This is a genomic window from Bradyrhizobium sp. Ash2021, from assembly GCF_031202265.1.
Taxonomy (GTDB): Bacteria; Pseudomonadota; Alphaproteobacteria; order Rhizobiales; family Xanthobacteraceae; genus Bradyrhizobium.
This window is the reverse complement of the sequence record NZ_CP100604.1, coordinates 5,973,383-5,994,823: the sequence shown is the minus strand read 5'-3', so window position 1 is coordinate 5,994,823 and position 21,441 is coordinate 5,973,383. Positions and strand designations below refer to the sequence as shown.

Genomic DNA, 21,441 nt, shown 5'->3' with positions numbered 1-21,441 from the left:
TGAGGTTCGTGATGAGCAGAACAAAAATAGCGCGAAATATTTTCGCCTCCATTGGCGGCCCCGCCGAACCTTACCAAACGTGCTTTCCTCCCTCTTCGGGCGCACTAACTCTTCAAGGTGTTTCGTCAGCGACCATTTTTGCTGCGGCGGGGCCGGCGTTCACCGTCTCCATGGCGGATTGAGATATGTCGACGAATAGGGAATCGCAGCGCCGAGGCAGGCTCCCCTCAATTGACAGGATAATGCATGAGGGCGAGGCGGCGCTTGCCGTGGAGCGGTTCGGGCGACGGGCCGTCGTGTCGGCCGTGCAGCAGGCGGTGGCCGAGATCCGCGAAAATCCGCAAGCTGATAATCCTGGCCTTAACGCCGGCGACTTCGCCGCGATCGCCACCTGCCGGTTAGAAGCGCTTTCGCTTCCCAAGTTAAAGCCTGTCTTTAACCTCACCGGCGTCGTACTTCATACGAATCTTGGTCGAGCAGTGCTCGCCGAAACGGCGGTTGCGGCTGCTATCGCAGCAATGCGCAAGTTTGTCACGCTCGAATTCGACGTATCGACCGGTGGCCGCGGCGAGCGCGACGATCATCTTCGAAACCTGATCTGCGAGCTCACGGGGGCCGAAGACGCGACAATCGTTAACAATAACGCGGCTGCCGTTATGCTTGTCCTCAACACGCTCGCTAGGGACAAGGAATCAATCATTTCCCGAGGTGAGCTGATAGAGATCGGGGGCGCCTTCCGGCTGCCTGAAATCACGGACAGGGCCGGCACTAAGCTCAGGGAGGTTGGCACAACGAACCGTACTCATGAAAAGGATTACATTTCGGCGATTGGTCCGGGCACCGGGGTAGTGCTCAAGGTTCATACGTCGAATTACGTTGTCCGCGGCTTTGTTGCCGAGGTGAGCGCTCGCGCACTTTCGGCTATCTCGAATGGTAGGAATATTCCATTCGTGCACGACCTGGGCTCCGGGACGCTGGTGGACTTGTCTCGCTGGGGTTTGGCGCATGAACGAACCATTACCGAGACGCTGCAGGATGGCGCCGATCTCGTGACATTTTCGGGAGACAAACTTCTTGGCGGTCCGCAAGCGGGATTTATCGTCGGCAAAAAGGAGCTGATCAAGAAGATCAATCAGAATCCAATGAAGCGCGCTATGCGGGTCGATAAGATCCGGTTGGCGGCTCTCGAGGAGACGCTCAAACTCTATCGCGATCCAGATCGGTTACTTCAGGTACTTCCGACCCTTCGTTCGTTAGTACGGCCGTTTGCGGAAATCGAACGCGTCGCGAGGCGCCTTGCGCCAGTACTTTCCACGAAGATCGGTAATGCGTTCCTCATAGATGTCACCAAGTGCGAGAGCCAGGCCGGCTCGGGCGCGTTGCCTCTCGAAACGATTCAAAGCGCCGGCATCTCGATCCGATGTGCATCAGAGCACAGTGGAAGATTGCTCATGCGCATGGCGAACGCCCTACGCCGCCTCCCGATACCGATTGCCGGAAGGTTCGAACACGGCTCCATCCTCCTGGATCTTCGCTGTCTTGAAGAGGAAGCAGAATTTCTCGCTAACTTGCAGTACCTCGATGTCCCAAAGGTTTGAGACAGAATGCCTGGAGCTTGCCAAGCATGGCAGAGCAGAGCGTATATCTGGTTCAGGCCTTAGGCGCACAAACGCAGAAAAGCTTTTGATGGCCTCAATGCGTTTGAACAGTACCATCTTTGGCGCTTTCTTGCGAGCGACCGAAAAATGATCATCGGGACCGCAGGTCACATTGATCACGGTAAAACCGCACTCGTTCGAGCGCTCACGGGCTTTGACACCGATCGGCTCAAGGAAGAGAAGGTTCGCGGAATATCAATTGATCTAGGATTCGCTTATCTGCCCACGCCAGATGGTTCTATACTAGGTTTCGTCGATGTTCCGGGGCATGAGCGGTTTATTCACAACATGCTTGCCGGTGCCACAGGTATCGACTTTGTATTGTTGGTCGTTGCTGCCAATGAGGGTGTGAAGCCGCAAACCGTCGAGCACTTGTTGATTGCCGATCTCTTGGAGATCTCGCGCGGCGTCGTGGTACTTACCAAGTCGGATCTCGCCGACGAGATCCAGTTCGAAAAGGTCAAAGCCCAGCTTCGGGAGCTACTCGACGGGACGACTCTTTCGTCGGCACCAATCATACAGGTCTCGACCGTAACCGGGGAAGGAATAGAGGCGCTGCGGGCTTACATCGTCGAAGCGGCCCGGGAGCAGCCGCCAAGCGATGGAAAGGGAGGTTTTCGTCTGGCGGTTGATCGCTGCTTTACGTTATCCGGTTTGGGGACGGTTGTAACCGGAACGGTTGTGTCCGGCGTCGTTTCAGTAGGCGATCATGTCCTTGTCAGCCCTTCGGGTTTGAAGGCCAGCGTGCGCTCGATACATTCACAGAACCGGACTGCGAGCGTTGGAAACGTAGGAGATCGCTGCGCTCTCAATTTGACAGGCAGCGAGATCCGCAAGGAATCAATCAGCCGCGGTGACTTCGTTATCGCCCCGAGCTTGCATGCGCCGGCGGATCGCATCGATGTCGTTCTGCGGGTACTCGCTACCGAAGGGCAGCTGCTCACTCAATGGATGCCCACAAGGCTGTATCATGCAGCAGTGGAAGTAGGGGCACGTATTGTCCTACTCTCTGATGGACTGATGGCGCCGGGAGAGGAGAGGTTTGTGCAGTTGGTACTGGATCGTCCTATTGCAGCAGCTTCGAGAGATCGTTTTGTCCTGCGTGACACGTCGGGGCAGCGCACCATCGCTGGCGGTCGTTTCCTTGATTTGCGTGCTCCATCGCGTAAACGTCGTACCCCTGCTAGGATCGCTCAGCTTCAAGCATATTCAAAGCGGGAGCCAAAAGCGTCATTGGAAGCGCTTTTGAACACAGCTCCCTTTTACGTGGACCTTTCGGCGTTCGGTCGTGATTTCGCGCTCTCCGCATTCGAGATCAAGGCTATTGCGGAAGAAATAGGCACCATATCGCTATCGGCGCAAGATCATGTATGGACTGTCTTACCGGCGGTGTGGGACTATCTAAATAGGAATCTCCTGGCGATTCTCGAAAAGTTTCATAGTGAGAATCCGGACGTGCCAGGGATCAGCCTCGAGCGATTGCGGATGCAGCTAGAGCCCCGTCTGCCTGCGTCCGCACTAAATTCGGTTTTACAAATTCTCGCGAAACGCGGCCAGCTCGCGCTGGATGGCGCGTGGATCAGGCTACCGTCGCACACACTGGCACTTTCTTCGCCAGACGAAGAAATCTGGCGGAGGACTCTGCCGCTACTTGCGGGAAAGGACCGCCTTCGGCCTCCTAAAGTACGCGAGATTTGCCACAGCTTAAATCTGCCAGAACCTTACATACGGCGCCTGCTCAAACTTGTCAGCAAAATGGGAAAGATCAGGGAGATATCTCGCGATCATTTTTTCCCGCAAGAGACCATATCGGAGATAGCTGAAATCATCTGCGATATCGCGTTAAAAAACGATGGAAAAATATCTGTTGCGCAATTGCGAGATCGTCTAAACAACGGCCGCAAGATTGCAATTGAGATTATGGAGTTTTTCGATCGCAACGGTGTGACACTGCGGCGAGGAGATTTCCGTATTGTCAACAGCTCGCGGCTCGGGCTGTTCCGAAGGCCTTGGTCGGAGTCGACCGGCTCGAACTCAGGAGGAGAAGCGTCCCCGGTGGGGCGTCCGGACTTCAAATCCGGGAGAGGCTGTTAGACGGTCTCTGGTGGGTTCGACACCCACTCTCTTCCGCCACTATCAACTGAAGTGCGGTGACTTTGCGCCGACCAGTCCATGTGCCTCAATTAAATAACATTGACCTCGGGGCGGCCGTCATCCACCTTCCCGATCATGCGAGTGGAGGAATTCCCCGCAGAAATAATTTTCGCTACCAGCGACTCGGCGCTATTCGGTGAGCAGGCTATAAGCAGACCGCCTGAAGTTTGCGGATCGGTTAGAAGATCCCGCTGCCATTCAGGCAGCGTTGTTGGCAAATTGATCGAGCATCCATAACTGGACCAGTTTCGCTTTGAGGCGCCTGTGATAAAGCCACTCATTGCGAGTTGCTCGGCCGCTTGCAGGAAAGGAACTCGGGAAGAGTCGATTATCAGAGACAAGTTGGAGCCGTTTGCCATTTCGAGCGCGTGACCCAGCAATCCGAAGCCGGTTACGTCAGTCATCGAATGAACAGCGGGATCTTCGCTCAAGGTCATTCCGATCGAATTAAGCAGCGTCGTCGAGGCAATCATCTCTGCGTAGCCGGCGTCATCAAGTTGTCCCTTTTTAAAGGCAGCTGAATACACGCCAATTCCGATTGATTTCGTGAGAATCAATGCGTCCCCAGAACGAGCGTTGCGATTGCGCCGCACCTGGTCCGGACGGCACGTACCTATGACGGAAAGTCCGTAAATTGGTTCCGGTGAGTCAATGGAATGGCCACCTGCAACAGGAATACCAGCACGTGCACAAACGGAAGCGCCGCCATCGAGAATCGCACGGACATTTTCGATAGCTAATTTGCCGAGTGGGATGCCAAGAATCGCCAGCGCCATTATGGGCTTCGCACCCATAGCGTAAATATCGGAAATCGCATTGGTGGCGGCGATACGTCCGAAGTCTGCCGGATCATCCACTATCGGCATAAAAAAATCGGTCGTCGCCACGATGCAGGTATGATCGTCGATCTGCCAAACGGCTGCGTCGTCGCCCGTTTCGGTGCCGACGATGAGTTGCTGGAAGGACGCCGTTGAGAGTTGACCTGCGAGGAGGTTCCGCAAGACGGAAGGCGCCAATTTGCAGCCGCAACCTCCGCCGTGCGCAAGGCTCGTTAGACTGACTGTCGGCATTTGGAATCTCTCTGTGAGCGAAGGGCCTCGGATACCCGCAGGTCGGCAGTACGATGAGCTGCTGCTGTTGCAGGAGACGTGTCAACATACCGCTGAACCGGCGATATGGTTGTCAAGAGTTAGACAGCGCGTCCTGGAAAGGCGCGAGATAACATAGGAAAAGTCCTTGTACGCGGCGAGACATCTTCGTTTGCGACGCTTGCTGACAGTGTGATCTCTGTACCGCGCTATCTGACCTGGCAGACATTTGCCCCTATCAACGAATCGTTGTGGTGAAGATATGCAAAATGTCGTTTTGAGCGAGCCTTTCGCCAACTCATTGACGAGTGCCGTTTCGACGACAACAATGTCTTTGCCGAGCCTTGGCAGGCCCGCGCTTTCGCCCTCGCGCTAGCGCTGTCGGAGCGGGGCTTATTCTCGTTGCGCGAGTTCGAGGTCGCTCTCATCGAACGAATAAATGCGTATGAAAAAAGTCAATGCATTGCAGGCACGGGCGACTATTACACCCGCTGGATCGAGGTCCTGGAAGACTTGCTTGCGCAAAAAAACTTACTGCCGAGCGAACGGCTTTCGCTTCTCGAACACGAAGTGGTCGAGGATGCGGAGTCACGCAAACTTCATCAACTGATTACCTCGCGCAACGAAAATGGCCGGCTGAGGGTGGCTCCTCTGCTCGTCGACCCGGGTCTCGGGTGAAGTCATTTAAGGGAGATCAAGGACACCGCTCGCAGGTCGACGAAGCGGCGGCATCCCGCACCGGCTCGGTCACTAACCCAGTCAGCGGTTTCTCTTGGATCGTCCTTGCCGGCGTGCGTCACGTGATCGTGCCGCTTTGAATCGACCAGTTCGGCCTCAGGTCCGCGCGCGGAGGCGATGCCTGCCCGGCGCAGCAGGTCGTCGGGCGTGCCTAATGTCTAAGCAGCAGAGCAGGGAAGATCGAGATGTCGCAGTGGCTCATCTCTTCATCTTTCCTCTAATCGACTAACGCCATTACCGAGCCTGCCCAAAAAATGTGCGTGCAAGCTCGCAAATCAATCAGCATTTAGACTGGCTTTCGATATGCATTTTTGCACAGTGCGTTGCACTTCTCGGTGTTTTCTTTTGGTTGGTACGGGTAAACAATCCGGTCGTTGCGGCGCTGACTTGCTCTGACGACGGCGCTGAGGCGGATGAGAGGATCATCATGCGGTATGTCGCCGATATGTTTGGAAATCCGAAGCTTCGACGCGCGGTCGAGTTCGCTACAGGCCCGCTGCTGTTGGTCGCATTGTGGTGGATCGCCTTCAAGGGGCAACTCGTCAACAAGGATCTTTTGCCGTCACCGATTGACACGCTGCGCGACACCGCGGCGAGCATCGCCGCCGGCAAGATGACGTCCGACTTCATGCACACGATGGTCCGGGTGGCTTATTCGGTCTTGATTGCCGTTGTCGCCGGCGTACCTGTCGGCATCGTGCTCGGAGCGAAGGCCGCGATCTATCGGTCCGTTGAATTCCTTGTCGACTTCTTCCGTTCGACGCCGGCGACCGCCTTGTTTCCGCTGTTTCTTCTACTGTTCGGTCTCGGTGATTTCGCCAAGATCGCCGTTGCTGCGTTCGCTGCCTGGCTCGTCATCGTCTTCAACGTAGCCTACGGCGTGATGAACGCCCGGCAAACGCGTATTCTCGCCGCACACTCGATGGGCGCGTCGTCCCTGCGGATTTTCAAGGACGTGATCTTCTACGAAACGCTGCCGCAGACTTTCATCGGCCTGAGATCCGCGGTATCGCTGGCCCTGGTCGTGATCATCGTCGCCGAGATGTTCATCGGCGCGACCGACGGCATCGGACACCGGATCATCGACGCGCAGATCTCCTACTCGCTGACCGAGATGTACGGCTCGATCCTGATCGCCGGCGCGATGGGCTACGGCCTCAATCTGGTGCTTCTCCTGATCGAACGTTCGTTGGTTCATTGGTCAGGCAAATAAAGCATCGCACGAACACACAAGAGGATACCATGCGAACGACAAAAGCTCTCGCTGCAGCAGCCTCCGCGATCCTGATCTATGGCGCGTCCGCCGCCGAGGCGGCCTGCGACAAGACGGAGAAGGTGACGGCTGTCTGGCTCCCGATCATGCAGACAACGGCGTACTTCGTGGCGCTCGAGGAAAAGCTGTTCGAGAAGGCGTGCATCGAGATCGTCTCGACAAAGATGGAGGCGCCGAACCAGATCATCGATGCTCTGATTGCCGAGCGTGCGGACTTTGGGCCGCCCGGAGCAGCGGCCGGTATCGCGATGGTCGCGGAATCGAAGTTTCCCGGCAAGCTGAAGGTATTCGGCCTTCAGGGCGGCGGGATCGCCGTCGATCGTATCAATGACGGACTTCTTGTGAAACCGGACAGTCCGATCAAGAGCTTCGCCGATCTCAAGGGTAAGACCCTCGGGCATGTACCCGGCATCCAGTGGCGCACAATCTCGCGAACCATGGTCCGTGCGGCCGGTCTTGATCCGGATACGGACGTAAAGCTCATCGACTTGGCCGTAGCGATGCAGGTACCGGCCGTGGTCGGGGGTACGGTTGACGCGACGCTCTCTCTCGAGCCCGTCGGATCGATCGCCGTGGCCTCCGGCAAGGCGATACGCGCCGTGACCAATCCGGTGGCGAAGGTGATTGCGGATCCCTTCTATTCGGGCGCAGCCATCATGACGACGAAGTTTCTCAAGGAGCGCCCGGATGTCGCTCGCAAGGTCGTGGCGGCGATCGACGAGGCGACGGACCTCGTGAACGCGGGCTTTGCGAAATACAAGCCCCTTCTCACCAAATACACGCCGACCAAGGAAGACCAGCTTGAATTTCTGGCTCAACCATATCTGCGCGGTTTCAAGGACCTGAACGAAACCGATCTGAAGTCGTACCAGGCGCTGGTAGATATCTTTATCAAGGAGGGAGTTATGAGCGGGCCGATGAACGTTCACGACAAGATCCTCGTCAAATCCGACCTTGGAAATTGAGCTCGGCGGAAGGATGGCAAGGGTGACACCGATCCGTAACGTTGCGAGGGCGGCCGACCTCAACCCGGTCCGGCCGGCGCCTCAACCCAGGCAGAGACAGGCGCATGTGACCGTCCGCGGCCTGAGCAAGAAGTTCCAGGGCACGACCGTCTACAACGATTTTTCGATCGATCTTCCGATGGGGAAATTCATCTCCATCTTCGGCCCGAACGGTTGCGGCAAGAGCACCTTCATCAACATGATCTCCGGCCTCATGCCGATGGACCGTGGCGAGGTGCTCTACGACGGGCTACCCATCCGCGACGTCACGAACTCCTACGTCTTCCAGAATTATCGGGAGGCGCTATTTCCCTGGTTCCGTGCGATCGACAACATCCATTATCCGCTCAGGGTTATGGGGATCGAACGGAAGGAGCGACACCGCCGCGTCGAAAAGCTTCTTTTGGATTTCGACGTCCAGTTCGACCTCAACGCATATCCTTATACGCTGTCGGGCGGACAGCAGCAAACCGTAGCGATCCTTCGTGCACTGGTGACCGAGCCCGAAGTGCTGTTCCTCGACGAGCCGTTCTCGGCGCTCGACTATGAAATGACACTTTTCATGCGGGAGCGCCTGCAGAAGATCTTCATGAAAAGGAAGACGACGATGTTGCTCGTCTCCCACGACCTCGATGAGGCGATTCAGCTTGCCGACCAGGTGATATTGCTCACGCGGCGCCCGACGCGCGTAGCCGAGATCGTCGACGTGAACCTGCCGTGGCCGCGGGATCTCGATGTGATGACGGGCGAGGGGTTCATCTCGCTGAAACGGCATTGCCTTGAACGCTTCTGGCGCGAGGTCAAACGGGACTGAAGTTCAAAACCACGATTGTAGAACGATGGAGATTGACATGACGAAGCGCCGCTTTCGGGCCGCCGCGGTCCAGACGCTCGCCCGTTTGGGAGACTACGACCACAACATCGCCCTCGCCACCGGCTTCGTCGAAGACGCGGTGAAGCAAGGCGCTGAATTGGTCGTGTTCCCGGAGTGCATGGACACGGGTTATCTGTTCGACTCTCCGGAACATTGCCGGGAGCTTGCCGAAACGATGACGGACGGTCCGTTCGTGAAGGCGCTGGCGGCACTCGCCAGGCAGCACTCGATCTACATCGCCAGCGGCGTCACCGAATGGGATCCCGCGAAGGAAAAGCTCTTCAACACGGGAATCATGTTTGGTCGGAAGGGTGAGATCGTCTGCCATTACCACAAGCAGTTCTTGGCAACGCACGACCAGAACTGGTTTGCATTCGGCGAACGCGGCTGCCCGGTCGTCGATACCGATCTCGGACGTATTGGGCTTCTGATCTGCTTCGACGGACGTATCCCGGAAATCTTTCGCTCGATGGCGATGCAGGGAGCCGAGGTGATCGTCGACATGGCGAACTTCTTTTCGATGGATCAGGCCGACATGTGGGGTCCCGCGCGCAGCTACGAAAACGGAGTGTGGCTGGTTGCGGCCACGAAGGCCGGCTATGAGCGATCGATCTACTACCCGGGCGGCAGCATGATCGTGGACCCGAAGGGCCGCGTGATGTCGAAGGTTCCCTACGACACCCACGGTTTGGCGGTGTCCGACATCGATCTTGATGCGGCGTCCGACAAGTCGATCTATGCGGCGAACGACAAGATTGCCGACCGTCGTCCTGAGACCTACGGCATCATGGCCCTGCCATACGAAAAGACCCCCGTGTGCGGGATCGCGGAAAAGCCCCTCGTTCCGGCCAAGTCTGTCGCCAAGGTGGCCGCGATCCAGATGCACGTGACGAAGGATTGCCCGGCAGGCGAAGTGCTCGATATGGTCGATCACACCGCCAAGCTTGGCGTAAAGATAATGACGCTGCCCGAGTACGCGTTCTGTCCGTCCGCCATCCCGACCGCTGCCGAGGCCGCTGTGCTCGTGGACCAGACGCCCGGATTACTGGCGAAGGTGGCCGCGATCGCATCCAAGTATCAATGTCTGATCGCAATACCGAGCGTCGAACGCGCTGCGGCTGGCCTCTATGTCACGACCTTCCTTGTCGGACCGGATGGCAAAGACGCGGGGAAGTACCGCAAAACGCATTTGACCGCCGAAGAGCGAAAATGGGCAAAGGCGGGGGACGACTATCCGGTTTTTGATACCCCGTTCGGCCGGGTAGGGGTGATGTCCGGCTACGATGCGGTCTTCCCCGAAACGTCGCGCTGTCTCGCCATCGCGGCCGCCGACATCATCCTGTGGCCAGCCTCACTCCGTGAGCCGTTCGAGCGAGAACTGCTGGCCATACCGCGCGCCGAGGACAATCGTGTCGCTGTTGTATTGGCCAACCGCGTCGACTCGCCATATCCGGGAGGGAGCGTTGTGATTCCGCCGAACGGGTTCCCGCTCTGGGATATCAATGTGGTCGCGCCGCGCGTGCTCAAGCTTGGCGCGGTCATGCCCAAGCACATCGATCTGGCCGTGTGTCGGCAGAAACTGATGATCCCCAAAGTAGACATGTTCGCGAACCGGTTGGTCGAAACCTATGCCCCGATCATCGCTGCCTGACGGTTGCCGCCGGCTCAGATATGCCCGAGACTGACTGAGCGCTTCGGATGGCGAAGGTCGCGCACAGGCAAATCAGGAAGGCTGCGGTGGCAAAGGCTGCGCGTACGCTCCGCTACAATTGGGATGACATTACCTACTTCCTGGAAGTGGCGCGGGCGCGCAATCTTGTCCGCGCTGGCCAGAAGCTCAAGGTAGACCACACCACGGTCAGCCGCCGCGTCCGGGAATTGGAGCGCAGTCTCAACACGACCCTGTTCAAGCGGAGCAAGTCCGGCTTTTCGCTGACCGAAGCCGGCCTTCGGCTGCTCCAATTTGCCGAAGGCATGGAGAACAACGCCAACTCGATCGTCGAAACGGTCGTCGGCGCGGAAAAGGCCGATGCGGCAGGCGCGGTTCGGATCGCGAGCATGGAGGGCATCGGCAGCATGTACCTGACAAGGTGCATCTCCGAATTCCACAAGACTTATCCATCGATCCAGGTCGAGCTGATCACCGACACCCGGCTCCTGGACATGACCAGGCGAGAGGCCGATATCTTTATCAGCTTCTTCAAGCCGCAGGGGAGGCGGCTCTCGGTAAAGAAGATCGGTGAGTTCAAGATATTCCTCTATGCGTCAAGCAGCTACCTCGCGACACACCAGGTGCCCGTCGACCTCAAGGACCTCGACCAGCACGGCTTCATCGACTTCATCGACGAACATATCCACATCAAGGAAAATCGCTGGCTCTCGGATATTCTCCGACCTGCACACATCGTGTTCCGGAGCACCAGCCTCGTTTCACAATATATGGCGGCGTCGAGCGGCCTGGGAGTCGCGATGCTTCCGTCCTTTGTGGCAGCTCAGAACAAGGATCTTCGGCCGATCCTTCCGAGCTATTTTTCTATTCGTGACATCTGGCTTTCGGCTCACGAAGACCTGCTGCACATCGGCCGCATCAAAGCCGTGATGAATTTCCTAGACAAGCGCGTAACGGCTGACCGCAACTATTTGATGTCAGAGAAATCACTGGGCAGGAGCTAGTTGCCCGCTACCACGCGCGCCGCGGCCGCCGTCAAGCTCTTGCCGGCATGCGCGCAGGCGATGAGGGGTGCAGCAAAACAACTCCGTCATTCCGTCCGTCACCGCGTCGTGGAGAGCTAGCAGTGCAGGCGGCAGGAAGTACGGTCCCCTTGAGGCTTCAGTCCGAGAATGTGCATCGACTTGTCGCGGCCGGCCGATTAGCCGTGAACTGAGCGGCGAACCGACTTCGAAGTCATGGATGCCGAGACCACACCACCTGTCCCTATCGCAAACTTAATCTGACTAGCAGTTGATCGAAAATCGGGCGATGCTGTTGCGGGATGATAGATCTTGTCAGGCTCATTGTTTGGACGGTGGTAGATCTGTTTCGGTCCTGGGCAGCGCTCGAGGCGGAAATCCTGACGTTGCGGCAGCAGATAAACGTTCTGCGGCGAACCGCTCCTAAGAGACAAACTTTCAGCGCCATCGACCGATTGATTTTTGTTTGCCTTTATCGGCTTCTCCCTGGCGTTCGCGATGCGCTGGCGATTGTCAAGCCGGAGACCGTAGTCAAATGGCATCGCGCTGGCTTCCGTTCATATTGGCGATGGAAATCGAAAGCGCGGGGTGGCAGGCCAACAGTTCCGTTGAAGATACGCAAGCTCATCCGCGAGATGAGCATTGCCAATCCTCTGTGGGGAGCGCCTCGAATCCATGGAGAACTCCTCAAGCTCGGCATCGTAATCGGACAAACCAGCGTGGCCAAGTACATGGTCAGGCGACGAGACCCGCCGTCCCAGGGCTGGAGGACATTCATCCGCAACCACGCTGACGGGATCGCTGCGATGGATATGTTCGTCGTGCCGACAATCTCGTTTCGCCTGCTCTATGGAATGCTGATCATGGGACACGGCCGGCGACATATTCTGTGGTTTGGTGTCACAACGCATCCAACCGCAGAATGGATCGCAAATCAGGTCACGGAAGCATGCGGGTGGGAACAGGCTCCCCGCTGTTTCATTCGTGACCGGGACGGGGCCTATGGGGAGATCCTTATTCGCAGACTCCGATCGATAGGCATCCGCGATCGACCGACGTCGCCACGCTCCCCTTGGCAAAATGGATATGCTGAAAGGCTGATCGGTTCGATCCGCAGGGAATGCCTTGACCACGTCATTGTATTCAGCGAGCGCCACCTTCGTCACCTGCTGCTCTGTTACATGAACTATTACAATGCGACCCGCACGCATCTATCCCTGGAGAAAGATGCGCCGGTCTCGCGCGCCGTCGATCGCGCCGGATACATTCTTTGTCGCCCAATCTTGGGCGGACTTCATCATCACTACGTCCGGGTTTAGGGTTTCGGTACACACAACGGGCGTTCCGTAGTCGTGTTGTATAATGAGACGCGCACTCACTTGGCCTTGGAGAAGGATGCGCCCCTATCGCGCACCGTAAAGAGGGCAGGGCGTATTCTTTGCCGCCCAGTCATCGGCGGATTGCATCACGAATATGTCCGGATTTGATTTCCGACAGGCACAGGGCTGTTTGATTTGCGGCCGCTTCGATTTTCTTGGCTGCAGCCCATGCTTCAGCTCACCGAAGACATCGTTCAAACTCAGAGTCCACTTCTTCGCCTGCCGGATCGCGCGCCACCGTTGTTTGTAAGTGTGGGTGGCGCTGAGAGTTCCGAGCTTCGACGACAGTCGGCAGACTATCTGCACGCCTGGAAGGCCGCGGGACTCTGGGGCTGGTCATTTGAACAGCCTGAAGCGAATCACTTTATGGCAATCGCGGGCTTTATTGATAAGGAGAGCAAACTCTGCGCGAGCCTTAGGCGATTAGTGGAAACGTGCGAAGCGGGATAGCGACGGCGAAGGTCGCAGCAGCAGCGTGTCGACTGCAAGGGCCATCTGAGGCCCCCAGAAATGTTTTCCAAATCTCGCTTCGTTCCGGCAGGTTGATGCCGAAAGCGAGATCGCGTTTTCCAACAAAGATGAGACCTTTCAGGAGTCGCAAGGCATTTTAAGTCCCTTGCGTCTATCCGTTCCGCCACGTCCGCTTTGGTTGGGAGATCAGATACTTAGCGCGTTACCGGCGAAGGGAAGTGCGATAAGCAAAGCCTCAATGCGGACACCTGGGGCTGCTTTAGGCAATCTCAACGTTGTCCGGATATGAAGGTCCGATGTTCTCTCGCTTGTCCCATTGCCAGCCCGTTTCGCGTGCCATTGTGGCGCTGGCGCTATTTGCGCTCGGCATCGCCCTGTCCGGCTGCGCGCAGATCGGCGACACCATCTCGCCGGCCTTCGCCGATCCCGCCAAATACGATCTCTATGAATGCAAGCAATTGGAGGCGGAGCGTAAAGGTCTCGCTGCGCGCGCGGCCGAATTGCAGGGTCTGATGGCGAAGGCCGAGACCGGCGTCGCCGGGCCGGTGGTGGCCGAGATGGCCTACCGCAATGACCTTATTTCGGTGCGCGCCCAGTCCAAACTCGCCGATGAAGCCTGGCGGCGCAACAAGTGCCATGAAACGCCGCCCGCGGCGCCTGCGCCCGCCGCCGCGCCGACGCCTCCCTCGCGCTCTCCGGGGCCGGGCGTCAAAGGCGGTCCGTCGCGTGCCGGCAGCGCGGTGTATTGAGCGTGGCCCGTGCGTTTGCTCACGCCCGCCAGTCGTAGATCCAGTCCTGACGCGCCAGCATGCGTTGTGGGCCCATCGCCTTGATCGCGAGGTCGCGGGCGAACGCCAACGGTCCGGTCAGGTGATAGATGCGCCCCTGCCGTCGTGCGGCGCGCTGGACCTGCAACACCCGCGCGCGCCGCAGCCGGCCATAGCGCTTCAGGGCCCCCGGGATCGCCGCGATATTTTCGCCGGCGCCCTCGCTCAGGACACCCTCGCTCAGAACCTGGGCGAGCACCGCGGCATCCTCGATCGCCATTCCCGCGCCCTGCGCGGCAAACGGCAGCATCGCATGCGCGGCGTCGCCGAGCAGTGCGATCGCGCCGTCGCTCCATTCGCCATGGTCCGGCACCGTGAACAGCGCCCATCGCCGCCATTCGTCGACCGCGCCGACCAGCATCCGTGCGGTCGCGGGCCATTGCGACGAGAACGCGTTCTTGATTTCGTTGGCGTCGCCCGCAGCACTCCAGCCCGGCCTGTTCCAGGTCCCCGGCACCACGGCGACGACGTTGATCTGCCGCGCGCCGGAGATCGGATAGGCGACGAGATGGGCGTTAGGCCCCATCCAGAGTTGCACGCGCGCCGAGGTATATTCGCGCGGTAACGCCGTGGCATCGAGCGTTCCGCGCCAGGCGATCAGGCCGGAGAATTGCGGCTGCACCTCCGGGAACAGGTGATTGCGTACCGCAGACCAGATGCCGTCGGCGCCGATCAGCGCCACCGCCAGTTCCTGCTGCCGCGCATTGCCGCTGCGCTGGACCACTGTCAGGCCCTTGGCATGGCTGGTCACGTCCTCGAACTGGCAGCCGAGCCGCAGATCGATGTCGGGATTGTCGTTGACCTCGGCCAGCAGCGCCGCCTGCAGGTCGGCGCGATGCACCACCCAGTAGGGCGCGCCGGCGCGAAATGAGGCGGCCTCGCCAAGCGGCAGGCGCGCGATCTCGCCGCCGGCCCGCGCGCTCATGATGTTGATTGCATCTGGCGTCACGGCGCGAGGGCCGAGCCGCGGCTTCAGGCCGAGTTCGACCAGAATACGGCTGGCGTTGGGTGAAAGTTGCAGGCCAGCGCCGGCTTCTTCCAGCCGCTCGGCCTTTTCCAGGATGACGACGCGAAAGCCCCGTGCCGCGAGCGTCAGCGACGCCGTCAGTCCCCCGATCCCGGCACCAGCGACGATGATGGTGCGCGTCGCAGCCACGGACCGGTCAGGCGACCCTGTCTTTGAGTACGCATTCAGGGGGGCGCGCTTCGCCGGCGGCGAGGTCGGCCGCAAAACGATAGAGCGTCGAGCAGTACGGGCAGATGATCTCGTTGTCGTTGCCGAGATCGAGGAAAACATGCGGATGGTCGAACGGCGGATTGGCGCCCACGCACATGAATTCCTGCGAGCCGATCTCGATCACCGAGACGCCGGCATCGTTGTGGAAGTGCGGGACGACATGGTCGGACATTATTTCTCACCTTGAATAGCAATGACGGACGGACGCAATCAACGCGATGCGGCAGCGCGAAATGCCGCGCACCATACTGGCGGGAACAGTTGATTCCTAGAGCCCCGACCGCTCATTTGCTCATGCAAATTCGACACAATCTTGTCGTCCCAGAGAAGCCCTTCTTTCGTCGGGGCCGTTGTGTCTAAAAAGCGGCACACTATTTTGAGGGCAGCGAAAACCTTGGGGTTTTTGGCATGAAACGGACGCGGCGGCTCGGTCTGGCCTTGACTGGTATGGCGGTGTGCGCGGCAGCGCTCGCGCTGCTGGCGCCGCATGCGCGTGACGCCTTTGCGACCCTGGCGGCGCAGGACGACCCCGCGCAACTCGCCGATATCAGGATCAATTCTGCTCTGCGAAATAACCCGGCACTGGTCGAGCAAAACATCGAGGCGGCGCTGGCCGCTCGCGATGCCGATCTCGCCAACAGTTTTGTCGAGCTCGCGCGCGAGAAAAACCTTGCCCTCAGCGACGCGCTGACGACGCGGGTGAGCGATGCCGTTGCGGAGGAAAAATCGGCCTCGCACTTCGCCAAGGGCTTCGCCACGGGGCTGGTGACCGGCAATGCCGACGACGTCGCGAGCCTGTCGGGGACGGTTGCAGGCGATCTCTTCGTGTTCGGCGACATCAGGGATGTGGTGCGCGAAGGCAAGCACCTGGCGATGGGCGAGGATACCGACCGGCTGGTGCTGGGGCTTGCCACGGCTGGCCTTGCGGTCACGGCAGCGACGTATGTGTCGGTCGGCGGCGTGGCGCCGATACGTGCCGGCCTGACGATGGTCAAGGATGCCCGCAAGGTCGGGCGGCTGGGTGAGGGGCTGACGCAATGGGCCGGCCGTTCGGCGCGCGAAGTCGTCGATGCGCCCGTCCTGCAGCAGGCGGTCGCCACCGGCTCGGTGCTGCGGCCAGGCGAGAGCGTCAGCGCAATCAAGGCGGCATTTCGCGCCGAGAAGGCCGGTGCGCTGGTTCGATTGGCCAAGGACGTCGGCCGCGTCGGTGAGGCGGCCGGTACGCGCGGCGCGCTGGATACGCTGCGGATCGCCGAAGGCCCGAAGGACGTCGCGCGCGCGGCACGACTGGCCGAATCCAGGGGCGGTCAGACCCGCGCGATCCTGAAACTGTTCGGCCGCGGCGCTCTTCTGCTGGCTGCCGGCGCGTTCAATCTCGCATCCTTGGTATTTGGCGCCCTGTTGGCGCTGTTCGGCTTGCTGTCGTCGATCAAGGCGACCACGGAACGGCTGACCCTGGCGTGGCTGCGGGCCAGGAAGGCTCGGCGGCTGCGAAAACAGCGCGCGGCGGCCGCCGGACCCCCGGAAGTCCCGCTGGCAAGCGCGCTCGCGCACGGCTAGGCTTGCGGTCATTATCGATCGTCAAGCCTTAAATCCCCAAAACAATATGGAAATGATGATGCCGAGTTTTCACAACGGCGCTGTTGAAATTGCCTATCTCGACGAAGGCGAGGGAGATCCGATCGTTCTGGTGCACGGCTTCGCCTCGACCAAGAACGTCAACTGGGTCTATCCCACCTGGGTTTCCGAGCTGAAGAAAAATGGCCGCCGCGTGATCGCGCTCGACAATCGCGGCCATGGCGATTCCGCCAAGCTCTACGATGCCGCGCAATATGACATCGCTATTATGGCCGGCGACGTCATCGCGCTGATGGATCATTTGCAGATCGCGCGCGCCGACATCATGGGCTATTCGCTGGGATCGCGGATGACGGCCGTGCTCGCGCGCGAGCAGCCGCAGCGCCTGCGCTCGGCGATATTGGGCGGCATCGGGATCGGAATGATCGAGGGGGGCGGCCCCGGCGAGAACGTCGCGACCGCGCTGGAGGCGCCATCGCTGGAGGACGTGACCGATCCGGTCGGACGGACTTTTCGCGCGTTTGCCGACCAGACTCGCTCCGACCGCCTGGCGCTCGCTGCCTGCCTGCGCGGCTCGCGGCGCCTGATGACGCGTGAGGAGGCGGCTGCCATCGCCGTGCCGGTGCTGATCGCGGTCGGCAGCAAGGACGAGATCGCGGGCTCGGCCGAGGCGCTGGGCAATATCATTGCGGGCTCGCAGGTGCTCGACATTCCGAACCGCGATCACATGCGCGCCGTCGGCGACAAGGTCTACAAGGAAGGCGTTCTCGATTTTCTGTCACGAAGAGCGTAGGTCATCCGGCTCGGTCTCGCCTTCGAAATATCTGACGGCGGCGATCAGCAGCACGAATGTCGCGACCCAGACGATGCGCGCGCCATAGCGGTCGTGCGGTCCGGAGATCACGCCGCAGACGAAGGCGTTGCCAAGCAAGGCAAGCGATACGGTCCCGGCGAGCAGCGTGAGATCGTCGAGCCAGCCGCGCCGCAAGCCGGCCGCGAACAGCATCGCGACCAGCACCATCGACGCGAGGGCGACGGGGACGTGAATGCGGTTGATGGCGGTGAAGTCGAAGCGCCATTGTTGCTGGCGCGCGGCGCGCATCGGCTTCACCTGCGACGGGATATAACGCTCGATGATGCCGTAGGTGTGGCCGATCCAGGCATTGGTGCCTTCGCCGGTGGCGACCTGCGTGAGTTGCTGCGCGGTGGCGGCGAGCGCGGCCTCGGCCTGCCAGGCCGGATATTCAGCAAGCGAACGCAGCACGATGAATCCCATCTCGTCGTTCAAGCCCTTGAAGCGGCCGAGCGTGTTGAACATGCTGTTGCCCCACAAAAACTGGTCGGCGGTCGCCGGCAGCTGGTCGCGATAGGGGCAGAGCTTCAGCTTTTGCTGTTGGCAATGATCCCTCAGATATTGCGTAACGATGCCGTCCTGCAGCATCCGTCCGAACGCGACGCCATACCCTCCGGGCGTCCAGGCCAATTGTCCCGACAACGCAAAATTCGCCGACAGCAGCGTGGCCGCCCCGGCGATGATGGTGAGGCTGCCCTGCGCCAGTCCGGACACAGGAACCCGTCCGCGCAGGAACGGGCGTACCGTCCACCCGACGCAGCATAGTCCGAGCAGCACCGTCAGCGTTGCGCTGTGCGTCGCCGCGGCGAAGGCCGTGAAGGCAAACAGCAAGATTTTTTCGACGGTTGAAGTCCTCTCGGCTTGCAGGACCAGGATGAACAGCGACAGCACCGACAGCCCGGCAAAGATGTCGGTCAGCAGCATGCTCGCGAGAAACGGCAGGGCCGTTGTCAGGATCAGCGCCAGACTCATTGCCAGCAGCCGTAACGGCTGGGCCATGCCCAGCACGCGCAGCGTCAGCTGCACGATCCACAGCGTCGCCAGCGCCTGAATCCCGAGATTGATCCAGAAGCTCGAATCTTCGCCGAAATGCAGGTAGAGGCCGAACACCGTGGATCGGCTCGGCACCAAATAGCCCTCATACCAGCGCGCCAGATAGCCGCCGGTATCCCACTGGAGCAGCGGATATCCGTTCCACAGGGCAGGCGCGAGCAACAAAAGGGGGACGGCGACGGCGGCGATCCAGACCGACCGCGAGTCGGCGAACCGCGCCCGTAAAATCTGCGTGTTGATGACGTTTCCCCCCGTTTTGGGGGACCATGCCCGGAATGGTGGCGCGGTCGAAATCCGTCAATAGTTGCAGCGGACCCGGCTTGATTTCCCGAAAATCCCGACCACTTGGATATGACGTCTCCAGGGCGGGCCGTTCGGATGGGGTTACTTTGCCGGCGCCTGGCCTGGGACAGTCGTTCGCCCGCCGTGCTATAATGCGTAAACCAAACAATCGCGAGAGCAACCCATGGCAGTGCATCAGGTCAATCCACAGGGTGCGAAACTGGCGGCGCTCGATCCGATCTGGGATCGTGTGCGAGGCGAGGCGGAAGACATCGTCCGCCGCGAGCCCGAGCTTGCCTCCTTCATCTATTCGACCGTGCTGCATCACGATCGCCTTGAAGATTCCGTGATCCATCGGATTGCCGAGCGGCTCGACCACTCGGCGCTCTCGGGCGATCTGATCCGCCAGGCCTATGACGAGGCGCTGCGCGACGAACCCGATCTCGGCAACGCGTTCCGCGCCGACCTGGTAGCGGTCTATGACCGCGATCCCGCGACCACGCGGTTCATTGATCCCTTGCTCTACTTCAAGGGGTTTCACGCGCTTCAGACCCATCGGCTGGCGCACTGGCTCTATAGAAAGGGCCGCAAGGATTTCGCCTATTATTTGCAGAGCCAATCGTCGGCGGCGTTCCAGACCGACATCAATCCGGCGGCCAAAATCGGTCGCGGTATTTTCCTCGACCACGCCACCGGTTTCGTCTGCGGCGAGACCGCCGTGATCGATGACGACGTCTCGATCCTGCATGGCGTTACGCTGGGCGGCACCGGCAAGGAGAACGAGGATCGCCATCCCAAAATTCGCCACGGCGTGCTGATCGGGGCGGGCGCGAAAATTCTCGGCAATATCGAGATCGGTCACTGCGCGCGCATTGCCGCCGGTTCCGTGGTGGTCAAGCCGGTGCCCCACAACGTCACCGTGGCCGGTGTTCCCGCCAAGATCGTCGGCGAGGCCGGCTGCGCCGAGCCGTCACGCACCATGGATCAGATGCTCAACGCGATCGGGCTTTGATTTTGCTCGCTTTCTGACCTCGGGCATTTGGCGCAATTCTGATCCGGTCAGGGCCGAAAAGGCTCTGGCGGTTCGCGGCGTACCGTCCTAAAACTCCCCGGAAAACCTCGACCCGATTGGAGACTGCCGTGGACGTTCAGGAAGTCAGGAAGCTCGACGCCTATCTCAAGCGCGTGTTCGGCAATCCCAAGATTCGCGTGGTGCCGCGGCCCAAAAAGGATGACTCGGCCGAGGTTTATATCGGCGAGGAGTTCATCGGCGTGCTGTTCGTCGATGACGAAGACGACGATCGCTCATTCCAGTTTCAGATGGCGATCCTCGAGGAAGATCTGGTCGATCAGGGGTGAGGTGCGGCGAAACTGCCGCTACCCCTTCGGCCCGTGCAACTGCACCGTCAGACGGTCCATTGCACCTGCGACGTCGCGCCATTGTCCAAGCCAGCTGCGTGGAAAGCGGAACGTCAGATCGGCGCCGTCGACACGGCGCTCGCTCAGGCACATTCCAGGCGTTGCGCCATCGCGCGTGCAGCGCGCGCTGAGGCTTGGCGCGTTCGCTGAGAACAGGTCTTCGTTGCTGTAGGGCGAACCGTCGCGAAACGCGCGCATCGACAATCCGTCATCGATCGGTGTCGAGTCCTGCTCCAGATAACGCGGATAAATGGTGCGGACGCGGGTGTCGGGCGCCAGCGTGTCGTGATGCGCTGATATCGACAGGAATATCCGGTCGATCGGCTGCGGCTTTTCCTCGACCGTGTCGGCGCTGACGTGTTTCGGCGCCTCGGGCGGCTCGAGCGAAGGGAACATGAAGCTGAGATCGACGCGCTCCTGCGGACCGGAGTGGCGCTGGATTTTCATGCGCACTGCAGTCGTCGGCACATTGAACAAGGTTGCGCCGATGCTGACCGGCAATCGTGCCGGTCCGCTCGAAGGATCGCTTCCCCAGGTCGGCCACAACAGAAAGGCGACCAGGGCGATCGCGCCGATAGTGATCGTACCCGCGACCATGATCAGGATCATGTGACCGCGCGGGTCCTTGCGAGTGTCGCGGGCGATGTGCTGGGCCGTCAAAAGCAAGGTCATGAACGAGGCATCGTAGGGTTCGAAGCTAACGCCGAATCAGTGCTCGAATATGCCATGCGCCAGCCGATTTCCGCATGATTTCACCGAAGTCAAGGCGACACGAGCCATGCGCAAACGCGGCCGCGGCGGCCCCTTGTTAACCTTTCCTTAAGGTTGCTGTGGCGGCAGCCCGCCAATTTTGCGAAAGCAA

General features: G+C 59.8%; 18 protein-coding genes, 1 tRNA gene and 1 pseudogene. 15 read left to right on the top strand and 5 right to left on the bottom strand.

All coding sequences use genetic code 11. The features are described from left to right. The first annotated feature begins 242 nt into the window (after positions 1-242). From selA to NL528_RS28905, 3 genes and pseudogenes are all read left to right on the top strand, one after another. Entirely contained in the window at positions 243-1,598 is a 1,356-nt protein-coding gene (gene selA, locus NL528_RS28915; RefSeq protein WP_309177798.1) for an L-seryl-tRNA(Sec) selenium transferase, read from the top strand. Positions 1,599-1,745: 147 nt separating this feature from the next. After that, positions 1,746-3,572, top strand: a pseudogene (selB, locus tag NL528_RS28910) (selenocysteine-specific translation elongation factor); the annotation flags it as partial. A 123-nt stretch (positions 3,573-3,695) separates the two neighbouring features. Further along, positions 3,696-3,791 (top strand) — tRNA-Sec (locus NL528_RS28905). Between the two features lie 50 nt (positions 3,792-3,841). Here NL528_RS28905 and selD read toward each other — a convergent pair. Further along, positions 3,842-4,882 carry a selenide, water dikinase SelD gene (gene selD, locus NL528_RS28900; protein WP_309177797.1) on the bottom strand — a complete coding sequence of 347 codons (1,041 nt, stop codon included), beginning with the start codon at positions 4,880-4,882 and terminating at the stop codon, positions 3,842-3,844. A gap of 318 nt (positions 4,883-5,200) precedes the next feature. Here selD and NL528_RS28895 point away from each other — a divergent pair, with 318 nt between their 5' ends. From NL528_RS28895 to NL528_RS28860, 8 genes are all read left to right on the top strand, one after another. Next, positions 5,201-5,578 (top strand): nitrile hydratase accessory protein, encoded by a 378-nt coding sequence (locus NL528_RS28895; RefSeq protein ID WP_309185057.1) that lies wholly within the window; start codon positions 5,201-5,203, stop codon positions 5,576-5,578. 487 nt (positions 5,579-6,065) lie between these two features. Next, positions 6,066-6,851 (top strand): ABC transporter permease subunit, encoded by a 786-nt coding sequence (locus tag NL528_RS28890; RefSeq protein ID WP_309177796.1) that lies wholly within the window; start codon positions 6,066-6,068, stop codon positions 6,849-6,851. 29 nt (positions 6,852-6,880) lie between these two features. Next, positions 6,881-7,876 carry an ABC transporter substrate-binding protein gene (locus NL528_RS28885; RefSeq protein ID WP_309177795.1) on the top strand — a complete coding sequence of 332 codons (996 nt, stop codon included), beginning with the start codon at positions 6,881-6,883 and terminating at the stop codon, positions 7,874-7,876. 22 nt (positions 7,877-7,898) lie between these two features. Continuing rightward, positions 7,899-8,729, top strand: a complete 831-nt coding sequence (locus NL528_RS28880) for an ABC transporter ATP-binding protein (protein ID WP_309177794.1) — start codon at positions 7,899-7,901, stop codon at positions 8,727-8,729. A 25-nt stretch (positions 8,730-8,754) separates the two neighbouring features. After that, complete coding sequence (locus tag NL528_RS28875) at positions 8,755-10,440, top strand: carbon-nitrogen hydrolase family protein (protein ID WP_309177793.1); 1,686 nt, start codon at positions 8,755-8,757, stop codon at positions 10,438-10,440. Positions 10,441-10,526: 86 nt separating this feature from the next. Next, a complete protein-coding gene (locus tag NL528_RS28870; RefSeq protein WP_309177792.1) occupies positions 10,527-11,462 on the top strand; it encodes a LysR family transcriptional regulator in 936 nt (311 codons plus the stop codon). Between the two features lie 320 nt (positions 11,463-11,782). Next, positions 11,783-12,799 (top strand): integrase core domain-containing protein, encoded by a 1,017-nt coding sequence (locus NL528_RS28865; RefSeq protein ID WP_309177791.1) that lies wholly within the window; start codon positions 11,783-11,785, stop codon positions 12,797-12,799. An 827-nt stretch (positions 12,800-13,626) separates the two neighbouring features. Next, positions 13,627-14,079, top strand: a complete 453-nt coding sequence (locus NL528_RS28860) for a hypothetical protein (RefSeq protein ID WP_309177790.1) — start codon at positions 13,627-13,629, stop codon at positions 14,077-14,079. Between the two features lie 19 nt (positions 14,080-14,098). On the opposite strand, the gene NL528_RS28855 is transcribed toward NL528_RS28860, so the two are convergent. Both NL528_RS28855 and NL528_RS28850 read right to left on the bottom strand, forming a co-directional pair. Beyond that, a complete protein-coding gene (locus tag NL528_RS28855) occupies positions 14,099-15,313 on the bottom strand; it encodes an FAD-dependent monooxygenase (RefSeq protein WP_309177789.1) in 1,215 nt (404 codons plus the stop codon). A gap of 7 nt (positions 15,314-15,320) precedes the next feature. Next, positions 15,321-15,566, bottom strand: a complete 246-nt coding sequence (locus tag NL528_RS28850; RefSeq protein ID WP_074275340.1) for a zinc-finger domain-containing protein — start codon at positions 15,564-15,566, stop codon at positions 15,321-15,323. Positions 15,567-15,802: 236 nt separating this feature from the next. Between NL528_RS28850 and NL528_RS28845 the strand changes: the two genes are divergently transcribed. Together NL528_RS28845 and NL528_RS28840 are read left to right on the top strand one after the other, a co-directional pair. Beyond that, on the top strand, positions 15,803-16,954 hold the full coding sequence (locus tag NL528_RS28845; RefSeq protein WP_309177788.1) for a hypothetical protein: 1,152 nt from the start codon (positions 15,803-15,805) through the stop codon (positions 16,952-16,954). Between the two features lie 58 nt (positions 16,955-17,012). After that, entirely contained in the window at positions 17,013-17,765 is a 753-nt protein-coding gene (locus NL528_RS28840; RefSeq protein ID WP_309177787.1) for an alpha/beta fold hydrolase, read from the top strand. Here the strand turns inward: NL528_RS28840 and NL528_RS28835 are convergent. After that, positions 17,751-19,172 (bottom strand): hypothetical protein, encoded by a 1,422-nt coding sequence (locus NL528_RS28835; protein WP_375144080.1) that lies wholly within the window; start codon positions 19,170-19,172, stop codon positions 17,751-17,753. The genes NL528_RS28840 and NL528_RS28835 overlap by 15 nt on opposite strands. A 172-nt stretch (positions 19,173-19,344) precedes the next feature. On the opposite strand from NL528_RS28835, the gene cysE reads away from it, so the two are divergent. Both cysE and NL528_RS28825 read left to right on the top strand, forming a co-directional pair. Beyond that, positions 19,345-20,172 carry a serine O-acetyltransferase gene (cysE, locus tag NL528_RS28830; RefSeq protein ID WP_309177786.1) on the top strand — a complete coding sequence of 276 codons (828 nt, stop codon included), beginning with the start codon at positions 19,345-19,347 and terminating at the stop codon, positions 20,170-20,172. Positions 20,173-20,300: 128 nt separating this feature from the next. Next, positions 20,301-20,519, top strand: a complete 219-nt coding sequence (locus NL528_RS28825) for a DUF3126 family protein (protein WP_291856299.1) — start codon at positions 20,301-20,303, stop codon at positions 20,517-20,519. A gap of 18 nt (positions 20,520-20,537) precedes the next feature. Here the strand turns inward: NL528_RS28825 and NL528_RS28820 are convergent, their stop codons facing one another. Further along, positions 20,538-21,251, bottom strand: coding sequence for a hypothetical protein (locus NL528_RS28820; RefSeq protein ID WP_309177785.1), 714 nt, complete (start codon positions 21,249-21,251; stop codon positions 20,538-20,540). Between the last annotated feature and the right edge of the window lie 190 nt (positions 21,252-21,441).